Origin of the sequence: Catenibacterium sp. CAG:290, from assembly GCF_000437715.1 — a bacterium.
Classification (GTDB): Bacteria; Bacillota_I; Bacilli_A; order Erysipelotrichales; family Coprobacillaceae; genus Catenibacterium; species Catenibacterium mitsuoka_A.
This window is the reverse complement of the sequence record NZ_FR898802.1, coordinates 16143-27490: the sequence shown is the minus strand read 5'-3', so window position 1 is coordinate 27490 and position 11348 is coordinate 16143. Positions and strand designations below refer to the sequence as shown.

Here is an 11348-nt window from a genome sequence, read left to right as displayed (position 1 = left end):
CCGTTAACCTCCACCATTTTTTTGCCGACTTAGCTCAACTGGTAGAGCAACTGACTTGTAATCAGTAGGTTGGGGGTTCAAGTCCTCTAGTCGGCACCATTAGTGACTCGCTAGCTCAGATGGCAGAGCATCTGACTTTTAATCAGAGGGTCAGGGGTTCAAATCCCCTGCGAGTCACCATCTTGATGCGGGTGTGGTGAAATTGGCAGACACGCTAGACTTAGGATCTAGTGCTTCGGCGTGCAGGTTCAAGTCCTGTCACCCGCACCATTCTGAATGCAGACACCGAAGTTTCGGTGTTTTTTTTATGTCTAAAAATAAAAATCTACCAAAATGGTAGATTACATTCCATTATAGAAGAGAATTTGATGAGGGGAAGCTCATTAGTATCTCATATATTTTGGGAAGCTATAACAGAATGATGTGTATATTATAATACTCTAGAATAGAGTAGTAAATATGTATATGGTCATGAAATCCCTTGTATTTCATAACTGAATGTTTTAACATATTATTATAATTGAAATGGGAGCTAATTTGCTGAGAGTAGACATAAGTCTTGACCATGAAACCTGATTTGGATAATGCCAACGTAGGAATTTTATGAGCACCTTCTTTCAGCGTGCTCTTTTTTATGGAGGAAAAGAATATGAACTACATTAAGAAATTAAGAGAAGTAAAACCATTAGTACACAACATCACTAACTATGTAACAGTGAATGATGTAGCCAATGCGATTCTTGCAATTGGTGGCAGTCCTATTATGTCAGATGAAATTACAGAAGTGGCTCAGATGACTTCTATCAGTAATGCATTAAATATTAATATTGGGACTCTCAATCAGGTGAAGATTGCTTCTATGTTTGAAGCAGGTAAGGCATCTAATGCGTGTAAGCATATTACTGTATTAGATCCAGTAGGTGCAGGTGCGACTGATTTACGTACCAATACATGTAAAGAATTATTAGAACAGATTCATTTTGATGCTATCAAAGGGAATATTTCAGAAATCAAGACTTTAATGGCAGGTACAGGTCATACTAAAGGTGTAGATGCATCAGTGGAAGATCAGAAGAACTCACATGATCTCATTGATGATATCAAAGCATTCGCAAAAGAACTCAATACTATTATTATTGTGACTGGTCCTATAGATTATGTCACTGATGGTAATAAGTGCTATATGATTAATAATGGATGTAAAGAAATGAGTGCCATTACTGGTACTGGATGTATGTTATCAGGTATCTTAGGTTGTTTCTTAACAGTAGAAAATAGTGTAGATAGTGCTGCGGCAGCTGTTATGTCCATGGGTATTGCGGGTGAAATTGGTGCATCTAAATTAAAAGAAGGTGAAGGTAATGCAACACTTCGTACTTATTTAATTGATGCATTATTCAATATGACTGATGAAGAACTAGAAAAGAGTGGTAAATATGAAGTTCAATAATGACATGTTGAGACTCTATGCTGTGACTGATCGTCATTGGACAGGAGAACAGACTCTATATGAGCAGGTAAGAGATGTTTTAATGGGTGGTGCTACTTGTCTTCAGCTAAGAGAAAAAGACCTAGATGAAGCCTCTTTCTATGAAGAAGCAAAGAATATTAAAGAACTATGTCGTTTGTTTGATGTACCATTTATTATTAATGATAATGTTATGCTTGCTAAGGAAATAGATGCAGATGGTGTTCATGTAGGTCAGGATGATATGGCATGCGTGAAGGCAAGAGAAATTCTTGGACCAGATAAGATCATTGGTGTAAGTGCACATACTATAGAAGAAGCAAGAATTGCGAAAGAACAAGGTGCAGACTATTTAGGTGTAGGGGCTATTTTCCCTACATCTTCTAAAGATGATGCGGAAGTATTAGGTATCAAGCGTTTAAAAGAAATGACGGATACAGTGGATCTTCCAATGGTAGCCATTGGTGGAATCAGTTACGATAACTGCTTATTACTTAAAGATACAGGTATTGATGGCATTGCGGTTATTAGTGCTTTATTTGGTCAGAAGAATATCAAACAGGCTACTATTGATTTAAAGAAGCGTGTAGATGCACTTTATGAAACAATGCATACATGCTTAACTATTGCTGGTAGTGACTCGAGTGGTGGTGCAGGAATACAAGCAGATTTAAAGACAATGCTTGCCAATAAAGTATTTGGTATGAGCGCTATTACAGCCCTCACAGCCCAGAATACAACGGGTGTGACAGATATTATGGATGTTACTCCAGAGTTCTTAGAAAGCCAGATTCGTGCTGTATTTGATGATATCTATCCAGAAGCTGTTAAGATTGGTATGGTGTCTTCTAAAGCGCTTATTCATACTATTGTAGAAATGTTGAAACATTATGATGCGAAGCATATTGTGGTAGATCCAGTCATGGTTGCGACAAGTGGCGCAAAACTTATTAGTGATGAAGCCATCTCTACATTAAAGGAAGAATTACTTTCTATTGCTGAAGTCATTACTCCTAATATTCCAGAAACAGAAGTACTCACTGATATGGAAGTCAAGACTGTAGAAGATATGGAAATAGCAGCTAAGAAGATTTATGACACATATCATTGTGCTGTATTAGTTAAAGGTGGACATCAATTAAATGATGCCAATGACTACCTATACAATGGTGAAAAGGGTACTTGGTTTAAAGGACATAGAATAGACAACAGTAATACACATGGTACAGGATGCACTTTATCAAGTGCGATTGCATCCAACTTGGCTAAAGGCTATACACTAGAAGAATCAGTTAGACATGCTAAAGCATATCTTTCTGGTGCAATAGGTGCCATGTTAGATTTAGGTCAGGGAAGTGGTCCTATGGATCATGGCTATAATATCTAAAAGTACACAATAATTCCATAACTGCCTGGTATAATCTCTTTTAAGAGGTTAAGGGCATGAAAGAATTCAAAGCGTGGTTTATACTCATATTATTTATTTTGCTTCTTCGAGTTATATATCTATTACTTGAAGGTGGGCATATCTTATGAATATCCTCTAGACATATGATCTGGAGGATATTTTTTATTTAACTTAAAAACTTGCATATTAACATTCGCAAAGTTAAAATGAAATAAATTAAGTTAAAAGGAGCCTATACAATGATTGATAATATATTTGGCCTATCTATAAGATATGAACCTTGGGATAAGAAAAGCATATTACCTCTCTATATTGTGAGTAATTATCAATTCTATACAGCTTATATAGAAAATATACGTTGTATTGTGATTATACCGATAGAAGAACTGCCAACACTTCCATCACTCAAAAAACAAATACAAAAAATTCGAGTAATTGATGATGTTCCTGTCGTATTATATAGTAAGACAATATCATTTTATAGAAGAAAGAGTCTTCTTGAGAATCACATTCCTTTCATAACAGATAAACAAACTTTTCTTCCTTTTATTGGTACATTACTTGTAGATGAAAAGGAACCAGAAAAGATTAAAGACAAGTTTGTCTATTCAACACAGTTATTATTTCTTGCTTATATGTATAATCATGAGAAGAAGGTATATGTATCAGATCTGTCAAGGAGCCTTCCATTTTCCGCAATGACCCTGTCTAGGGCAGTTAAACAATTAGAAATGACAGATTTATTTTTAGTATATAAGGATGGTGTGAATAAGGTAATAGAATCTAAATATTTTCATAAAGAATTGTTTGAGCATATTCAACACTATCTCTTAACACCAGTACGTCAAGTAGGATATATGAATCAGTCTTTGGTTACAGATTATATGGTTCTTGCAGGAGAGACCGCATTATCAGAAATGAGTATGTTGAATCCAAGCCGTTTAAGAACATATGCAGTATATGAAAAGGACTTTGATAAGACGCATCTTATTGATGAACTGATAGACCCAGATGTACAGGTGAAAGTAGAGATATGGGCTTATGATCCACAATTATTTACTCATACAAATATCGCAGATACTCTTTCTATAGTATTGTCTTTGAAAGAAAATAAAGATGAAAGAATTGAAGAAGTCTTAGAAGACATACTAGAAAAGGAGCTGACAGATTAATGGTCAATGGAATTGCTAAGTTTAAAGAGTACTTTAAAGGATTTGAAAATCAATATGTTATTATTGGTGGCACGGCTTGCGATATTATTATGGAAAATGAAGAACTTCCATTTCGAGCTACCAAGGATATAGATATTGTATTAATTGTTGAGTCTATAACAGCAGAATTTGGCAGGAGATTTTGGGAGTATATTAAAGAAGCTAAGTATTCACATTTAAATAAAAGTACAGGTAAAGCACAGTTTTACAGATTTAGTTGTCCTAAGAGTAAGCAATACCCATATATGATAGAAATATTTTCAAGAAATCCTGATTATATGATTTTAGATAATGATTCAATTCTTACACCTTTACCAATTGATGAAGAGGTTTCAAGTTTATCTGCTATTCTTTTGAATAAAGATTATTATGAATTACTGAAAGGTGGACAGTTAATTATTGATGGCGTACCAGTTCTTAGCCCGCTATGTTTAATTGTATTTAAGGCTAAAGCATGGTTGGATTTGACAGAACGAAGGTTATGTGGTGAACATATTGATAGTAAGAATATTAAGAAACACAAGAATGATGTATTTCGATTGGCTCAATTGGTCTCGCCTAATACAAGAATGATACTTAGTGATGAAATCAAGAAAGATATGGAGACGTTTTTATCAGTGATGGTAGATGAAAATGTAGATTTAAAAGCTATTGGTGTACAATCAACAAATAAGGATGAATTAATTTCTCTTTTACATCAGTGCTATGGTTTAAGAAAATAAGTGTAAAAAACCCCCTATAGAAGAATTACACCTTCTATAGGGGTTTATATTATTTATTAAGTTTTTTCTGGTATTCTTTTAAGTCTTCTATGACGTTCTCTATTGTATCATATACCCAGCCAATCATTTCATCAGGAATATGCTGACTATAAAGTCCAGATAAATCCCTATGGAACTGGTTATGAACCTCTAATGCCTGATATCCTTTATCAGTAATACGTAGATATGTGACACGATGATCCGCAGAAGAACGTTCTCTTGTAAGAAAACCTTTATTCACAATAGTCTTTACATTAGTAGTTAATGTTCCTACAGTTACCTTTAATGTCTTTGCGACATTTGTCATAGTAGGAAACTGCTGCTTACTTACAGCCTCTATAATATGCATTTCATTCATTGATAATTCAGGAAAAGGACTATATTTAATATAATCTTCCTGTACTTTAATGGCGAGTTTAAAAACTGTATTAATAGAATCCATTAAATTATTCTTTTTCGCGTCCATAATTCCACTCCTTGAATCTATTCTACAATTTTATCACATATTTGAGAAGACTAATTATATACGACCTAATGATAATTCATTTAAAAGAATCGTATGCTTTTTCTTGTTTTCATCCTCTATCACAAGATGACAATTCTCATCGAGATATAAGAATTTCACTAAACCATATTCTTTATAAGGAATTGTCTTACCTCTTAAATAAGAATGACGATTCATGCCATCTAATAAAGATGCAAAAGGCATATGAAGCATATTCTTAAATGTATCAATAATATTCAACATCAGCTTTTCTTTATCAATAGGATGATTTATCACATCAGATAGAGAATAGTAAGAACCCTTACTAATATTTAACCCTGTCCCAATAATAATACCCTGTAAAGTATTCTCATAAATCGTTTCTACAAGAATACCTGCAATCTTCTGATTATTTACATATATATCATTGGGCCACTTAATGAATGCATTGATCTGTTTCATTCTTAGAACTGTCACAATCGCATAAGCCATAATAGCAGACACCTTTAAAGGATCCACGTTCTGTTTCATATAATAACTAAAGAGAAGCTGTTCATTCTTATCTGCCTCCCAGATATGATTAGAACGTCCTCGACCATGAGTTTGATAATGTGCACGGACAATTGTATCATTATCTAATTCCTGATAATGATCATGAATATACGTATTAGTAGAATCAATTTCTTCAAATTCTATATATTTCATTAGTCACCAATCGCAAAAGTGAGTTCAGCCTGTACAACAGTTTTACCATTGACTGTTGCTTTTGCTTCACCAATACCAATCTTACCTCTCATTCTTGTGAGTGTGCATTCTAATTCCATCACATCTCCAGGAATGACCTGACCTTTAAATTTACATTTATTGATTCCTGCAAAGAAGACAATCTTACCTTGATGTTCTTCCTGGCTTAATATCGCAATACATCCAGTCTGTGCTAAAGCTTCTACAATCAATACACCTGGCATCACATGATGCTCAGGGAAATGCCCCATAAACTGCATTTCATTCACGCTGACACACTTAATGCCTTTCGCGTATTCTCCTGGCTTATAATCAGTAATACGATCTACAAGCGCAAATGGATAACGATGAGGATTAATTTTCGCAATTTCATTACTATTTAGTTCCATTGTCATACTCCTTGAATATAATACTTGCATTATGTCCACCAAAACCTAATGAATTACTCATCACATAATGAAGATCTTTCTTAACACCAATATTTGGTACTACATTTAAATCACATTCTTCATCCTTTACCTGATAATTTAAAGTAGGAGGAATAAAGTCATGCTTTAAGGCTAATACTGATAGTACTGCTTCAATACCCCCTGCAGCTCCTAAACAATGTCCTGTATGACCTTTAGTAGAACTTACTGCAAGCTTGTATGCATGTTCCTTAAATACTGATTTAATCGCTTCAGTTTCACATAAATCATTTAAATGAGTAGAAGTACCATGTGCATTAATATAATCGATCACATCATAACTGATACCTGCATCATCCAATGCATTCTGCATTGCATAGGCACCACCTTCACCATTAGGAAGTGGGGCAGTAATATGATGGGCATCACAGCTTACACCATAACCAGTCATTTCACCATAAATATGTGCGCCTCTTTTTAAGGCATGTTCTAATTCTTCAAGAATAAGAATACCTGCTCCTTCACCCATGACAAATCCATTTCTTTCTTTATCAAAAGGAATAGAAGCACGGTTAGGATCAGTGGCATCACTTAAAGCCTTCATAGAAGTAAATCCACCAATACCTAAAGGAGTTACTGAAGCTTCACATCCACCCGCAATCATGACATCTTGATAACCATCACGAATATTTCTAAATGCATCACCAATCGCATTTGTACCACCTGCACAGGCAGTCACTGGGCAGGTACATAATCCCTGTGCATGATAAGCAATCGCAATATGACCCGCTGCTAAGTTAGAAATAGTCATAGGGATAAAGAAAGGAGATACTCTATCAAAACCTCTCTTTTCTGCTGTCTGATAGTTCTTTTCAATAGAACCTAAACCACCAATACCACTTGATACAATCACTCCAAAACGATGAGAATCAATGTTGTTGATATCAAGTTCACTATCAAGCATCGCTTCTTTAGCTGCAATCATACCCATCTGAATAAAGCGGTCCATCTTCTTCGCTTCTTTCTTATCAATATACTTTGTGACATCAAAGTCTTTGACTTCACCAGCAAGAGTGACCTTCATATCTTTTGTATCAAACAAAGAAATAGGCGCAATACCACATTTTCCTTCTTCAATAGACTTCCATGTTTCTTCTACATTATGTCCAATAGGATTAATTGTTCCTATACCTGTAACTACTACTCTACGTTTTGTCATAAGCTCCTCCTTACATAGCCATTCCACCATCTACATGAATGGTCTGTCCTGTAATATACTTTGCATCATCACTTGCTAGGAATGCGATTGTCTTTGCAACATCTTCTACATGTCCAAGTGTTCCTAAAGGAATAGATGCCTTTAAACTTTCCTTTACATCATCGCTTAATACTTCTGTCATATCAGTTTCAATAAATCCAGGAGCTACTGCATTCACAGTGACACCTCTAGGACCTAATTCTCTTGCTAGAGACATTGTCATACCAATGACACCTGCTTTACTTGCTGCATAGTTAACCTGTCCGGCATTACCAATCACACCTACGACAGAAGATAAAGAAATAATATGACCAGACTTCTGTTTCATCATTAAACGGCTTGCCTGCTTCATACATAAATAAGTTCCCTTAAGATTTGTATTAATAACGGCATCAAAGTCTTCAGTTTTCATTCTTAAAATTAACTGGTCTCTTGTAATACCTGCATTATTCACAAGAATATCAAGATGTCCAAAATACTTCTTGATACTCTTGAAGATGTTTTCTACATCTTCTTCATGAGAAATATCACCTTCAACACATAATACATCTCTACCAAGATCTTTAAGTTCTTTTACTAATTCTTCAGCTAATACTTTATTCTTTTCACTTGCACGATAATTTAACGCAATATCTGCGCCTTGAGTTGCAAGTTCCATCACTGTCGCACGTCCAATACCTTTTAACCCTCCAGTGACAAGGGCTACTTTATTACTTAGTTTCATTTAATGCCTCCACACACTTCTGTAAAGAAGCCATATCTTCTACCTGATATGTTTTGATTTTTCTATCAATCTTACGGACAAAACCGCTTAATACTTTACCAGGTCCAATCTCTATAATTGTATCCACACCATTATTAATCATAGTACGAATACTATCTTCAAAATATACAGGACTCATGACTTGTTTCTCTAACATTTCCTGAACACTGCAATCTTCTAATACCTTACCAGTACAATTGAAAATCACTGGGACATTCATTTCATGGAATGTAATATCTTTAAATACTTCATGAAGTCTTGTACTTGCATCCTTTAATAATCTTGTATGGAAAGGACCACTTGTATTTAAAGGTACAGCTCTTCTTGCACCATGATCCAATGCTTTCTGACCTGCTTCTTCTACTGCTTTCTTTTCTCCTGCAATAACTAACTGTCCAGGACAGTTATAGTTCGCAATAGAAACATACCCATCACAGCCAACACATATATCAAGTAATGGCTCACGTTCAAGTCCAAGAATAGCCATCATGGCACTCTCAACACCTTCAGCGGCTTTTTCCATTGCGAGACCTCTTTCTCTTACAACCTGGATTGCTGTTTTGGGATCAAATACACCTGCTGCACTTAAAGCACTGTATTCACCTAAAGATAAACCACATACATAATCAGGTGTAATCCCATTCTTCTTTAAAAGAAGAGTTGCCATATTCGCAACTGCTACCATTGCAGGCTGAGTAAAACGAGTTGTACTAATAGTCTTTTCATCACTATTAAACATGATATCCTTTAAATCAAAATCTAACTTTACATTATCTAATAAGTTCTTACAGTCTTCATCATTTTCATAAAAAGACTGTCCCATACCTACATATTGTGTTCCTTGTCCTGCATAGATAAAACCGAGTTTCATACAATACCCTCCATTAATTCATCAATCAGATCACTTACATGTACAAGCTTGTCAATGCGATATCCGTTTGTGCCAGTAAATACAAGACCATTCTCACAATCACCATTCACCGCATTAATTAAAGCCTGAGTAATACAATAAGGAATAGACTTCATATCACAGCTCGCAATACATCTAAAACATCTCTTAATAGGATGTGTCTTTTCCATAAAAGGTGTCATAAAAGCACGTCCTGGCATACCAACAGGAGACTGTACAATCTTGATATCTTCCTTCTTGCCATTAATAAAATAATTCTTATACTCCATTGAAGCATCACATTCATAAGTACCAATAAAACGTGTACCCATCTGAACACCATCCGCACCAGCTTCTAACATCTCTTTAATATCTTCATTAGTATAGATGCCTCCAGCTACAAAGACTGGAATAGAATGATTAAATAGCTCTTCAAAGCTTTTTGCAACTTCTTTAACATCCTTCAAGATATTCTTTAGAGAAGCACATGTATTCTCTAATAGTTCTTTCTTCTTAAATCCAAGATGTCCACCTGCTTTATATCCTTCAATCACAATAAAGTCAGCTGTACGATCATACTGACGTTTCCACTTGTTTAATATCAAACGTGCTGCCTTACCAGAAGATACAATAGGGGCAATCGCTGTTTTTTCATCCACGTATTCAGGAAGCTTTAATGGTAAACCAGCTCCAGAAATAATCGCATCTACGCCACTTTTTACAGCTTGTCTCACATGCTGTTCATAATCACTTAAGGCAACCATGACATTGACTGCAACCATACCGTTATTATTTGAAATCTCTTTAGCACGTTTGATTTCTTCATCAATCGCTTCTAGATTCGCTTTCTTTGTATCTTTAAGAAAAGAAGGCTTCTTAAAACCAATCTGAGCTGTAGAAATAACACCCATAGCTCCTTTTTTAGCTACATTTCCAGCTAAAGAACTTAAGGAAACACCAACACCCATTCCTCCCTGAATTAAAGGGAGAGATAAAGAATGTGATCCTATTTTCATAGATGAACCTCCATCACACGCTTCTTTTCTTCTTCATATTCTTTAAATAAACCTTCAATGATGTCTTTAAGACTTCTTTCTTCATGCACCATGCCAGCTACCTGACCACTCATTAAAGAACCGGTTTCTACATCACCTTCAAATACAGCACGTTTTAAAGAACCTAATGTATACTTTTCTAGTTCCATCATTTCGGCTCCTTCTTTTTCTTTCTTAATATAAGTACGTGCCATCTTATTCTTTAAGATACGTACAGGAGTTCCAGCAATACGTCCAGTTACTGTTGTATCAGTATCTTTTGCCTTAATAATCGCATTCTTATAGTTCTGGTGAATAGGACATTCTGTACTTGCAAGAAGAATAGTACCAACCTGTACACCATCAGCACCAAGTGCAACCGCTGCAAGAAGCTGTTTACCACTCGCAACCCCACCTGCAACAATCACAGGAATATTCACTGCAGCCTTTACCTGTGGTGCTAAAGCCATAGTAGTCAATTCTCCCACATGACCACCTGATTCAGTGCCTTCCGCAATAACGGCATCCACACCTGCTTTTTCCATACGTTTTGCAAGGGCAACACTAGGGACTACAGGCATCACAATAATACCTGCTTCCTTCCATTTCTTAATATAAATACCTGGATTACCAGCACCTGTTGTAACAACAGGAACCTTTTCTTCCACCAAAATATCAGCCATTTCTCCTGCTTGAGGATGCAATAACATCAAATTAACACCAAAAGGTTTATCAGTAAGTTTCTTTGCTTCACGGATATTTTCTCTTAACATCTCAGGAGACATACCACCGCCTGCAATAAGTCCTAAACCACCTGCATTAGATACAGCTGCCGCAAAAGCACCTGTCGCAATATTAGCCATACCACCCTGAATAAGAGGGTATTTAATCTTTAATGTTTCATTTAACCACATAGTCTTC

General features: G+C 35.6%; 12 protein-coding genes, 3 tRNA genes and 1 riboswitch. Of the genes, 7 read left to right on the top strand and 8 right to left on the bottom strand.

Annotation, left to right across the window (positions count from 1 at the left end):
• Window positions 1-23: 23 nt before the first annotated feature.
• The 7 genes from QVO42_RS04415 (at window position 24) to QVO42_RS04380 (ending at window position 4809) form a co-directional block, all read left to right on the top strand.
• A tRNA-Thr gene (locus QVO42_RS04415) sits at window positions 24-99 on the top strand.
• Window positions 100-104: 5 nt separating this feature from the next.
• Window positions 105-180, top strand: a tRNA-Lys gene (locus tag QVO42_RS04410).
• Window positions 181-187: 7 nt separating this feature from the next.
• Window positions 188-270: transfer RNA gene (locus QVO42_RS04405), tRNA-Leu, on the top strand.
• A gap of 245 nt (window positions 271-515) precedes the next feature.
• Window positions 516-616, top strand: a riboswitch (TPP riboswitch).
• Between the two features lie 33 nt (window positions 617-649).
• On the top strand, window positions 650-1450 hold the full coding sequence (gene thiM / locus QVO42_RS04400) for a hydroxyethylthiazole kinase (protein WP_022424960.1): 801 nt from the start codon (window positions 650-652) through the stop codon (window positions 1448-1450).
• The gene (gene thiD / locus QVO42_RS10425) at window positions 1437-2855 is read left to right on the top strand and encodes a bifunctional hydroxymethylpyrimidine kinase/phosphomethylpyrimidine kinase (RefSeq protein WP_022424959.1); all 1419 of its coding nucleotides are present in this window, start codon (window positions 1437-1439) and stop codon (window positions 2853-2855) included. Before thiM ends, thiD begins: the two co-directional genes overlap by 14 nt.
• Before the next feature lie 260 nt (window positions 2856-3115).
• A complete protein-coding gene (locus tag QVO42_RS04385; RefSeq protein WP_022424958.1) occupies window positions 3116-4048 on the top strand; it encodes a MarR family transcriptional regulator in 933 nt (310 codons plus the stop codon).
• Window positions 4048-4809 (top strand): hypothetical protein, encoded by a 762-nt coding sequence (locus QVO42_RS04380; RefSeq protein WP_022424957.1) that lies wholly within the window; start codon window positions 4048-4050, stop codon window positions 4807-4809. The genes QVO42_RS04385 and QVO42_RS04380 overlap by 1 nt, the downstream gene beginning before the upstream one ends.
• Window positions 4810-4858: 49 nt before the next feature.
• On the opposite strand, the gene QVO42_RS04375 is transcribed toward QVO42_RS04380, so the two are convergent.
• Genes QVO42_RS04375 through QVO42_RS04340 form a run of 8 tightly spaced genes read right to left on the bottom strand, consistent with a single transcriptional unit; the run spans window position 4859 to window position 11341 of the window.
• Complete coding sequence (locus QVO42_RS04375) at window positions 4859-5314, bottom strand: MarR family winged helix-turn-helix transcriptional regulator (protein ID WP_022424956.1); 456 nt, start codon at window positions 5312-5314, stop codon at window positions 4859-4861.
• Window positions 5315-5368: 54 nt separating this feature from the next.
• Window positions 5369-6037, bottom strand: coding sequence for a biotin--[acetyl-CoA-carboxylase] ligase (locus QVO42_RS04370; RefSeq protein ID WP_022424955.1), 669 nt, complete (start codon window positions 6035-6037; stop codon window positions 5369-5371).
• Window positions 6037-6465, bottom strand: coding sequence for a 3-hydroxyacyl-ACP dehydratase FabZ (fabZ, locus tag QVO42_RS04365; RefSeq protein WP_022424954.1), 429 nt, complete (start codon window positions 6463-6465; stop codon window positions 6037-6039). Before fabZ ends, QVO42_RS04370 begins: the two co-directional genes overlap by 1 nt.
• Window positions 6452-7702, bottom strand: coding sequence for a beta-ketoacyl-ACP synthase II (fabF, locus tag QVO42_RS04360; protein ID WP_022424953.1), 1251 nt, complete (start codon window positions 7700-7702; stop codon window positions 6452-6454). The genes fabZ and fabF overlap by 14 nt, the downstream gene beginning before the upstream one ends.
• A 10-nt stretch (window positions 7703-7712) precedes the next feature.
• A complete protein-coding gene (gene fabG / locus QVO42_RS04355) occupies window positions 7713-8465 on the bottom strand; it encodes a 3-oxoacyl-[acyl-carrier-protein] reductase (RefSeq protein WP_022424952.1) in 753 nt (250 codons plus the stop codon).
• Complete coding sequence (gene fabD / locus QVO42_RS04350) at window positions 8452-9375, bottom strand: ACP S-malonyltransferase (RefSeq protein ID WP_022424951.1); 924 nt, start codon at window positions 9373-9375, stop codon at window positions 8452-8454. The genes fabG and fabD overlap by 14 nt, the downstream gene beginning before the upstream one ends.
• Window positions 9372-10409: an NAD(P)H-dependent flavin oxidoreductase gene (locus tag QVO42_RS04345; protein ID WP_022424950.1), complete on the bottom strand. Its 1038-nt coding sequence runs from the start codon at window positions 10407-10409 to the stop codon at window positions 9372-9374. The genes fabD and QVO42_RS04345 overlap by 4 nt, the downstream gene beginning before the upstream one ends.
• Complete coding sequence (locus tag QVO42_RS04340) at window positions 10406-11341, bottom strand: nitronate monooxygenase (RefSeq protein ID WP_022424949.1); 936 nt, start codon at window positions 11339-11341, stop codon at window positions 10406-10408. The genes QVO42_RS04345 and QVO42_RS04340 overlap by 4 nt, the downstream gene beginning before the upstream one ends.
• Window positions 11342-11348: the final 7 nt, after the last annotated feature.

Bases quoted from the DNA above. Each gene is read 5' to 3' on its own strand.
- thiM (WP_022424960.1), top strand. From the start codon at position 650: ATGAACTACATTAAGAAATTAAGAGAAGTAAAACCATTAGTACACAAC.
- thiD (WP_022424959.1), top strand. From the start codon at position 1,437: ATGAAGTTCAATAATGACATGTTGAGACTCTATGCTGTGACTGATCGT.
- QVO42_RS04385 (WP_022424958.1), top strand. From the start codon at position 3,116: ATGATTGATAATATATTTGGCCTATCTATAAGATATGAACCTTGGGAT.
- QVO42_RS04380 (WP_022424957.1), top strand. From the start codon at position 4,048: ATGGTCAATGGAATTGCTAAGTTTAAAGAGTACTTTAAAGGATTTGAA.
- QVO42_RS04375 (WP_022424956.1), bottom strand. From the start codon at position 5,314: ATGGACGCGAAAAAGAATAATTTAATGGATTCTATTAATACAGTTTTT.
- QVO42_RS04370 (WP_022424955.1), bottom strand. From the start codon at position 6,037: ATGAAATATATAGAATTTGAAGAAATTGATTCTACTAATACGTATATT.
- fabZ (WP_022424954.1), bottom strand. From the start codon at position 6,465: ATGGAACTAAATAGTAATGAAATTGCGAAAATTAATCCTCATCGTTAT.
- fabF (WP_022424953.1), bottom strand. From the start codon at position 7,702: ATGACAAAACGTAGAGTAGTAGTTACAGGTATAGGAACAATTAATCCT.
- fabG (WP_022424952.1), bottom strand. From the start codon at position 8,465: ATGAAACTAAGTAATAAAGTAGCCCTTGTCACTGGAGGGTTAAAAGGT.
- fabD (WP_022424951.1), bottom strand. From the start codon at position 9,375: ATGAAACTCGGTTTTATCTATGCAGGACAAGGAACACAATATGTAGGT.
- QVO42_RS04345 (WP_022424950.1), bottom strand. From the start codon at position 10,409: ATGAAAATAGGATCACATTCTTTATCTCTCCCTTTAATTCAGGGAGGA.
- QVO42_RS04340 (WP_022424949.1), bottom strand. From the start codon at position 11,341: ATGTGGTTAAATGAAACATTAAAGATTAAATACCCTCTTATTCAGGGT.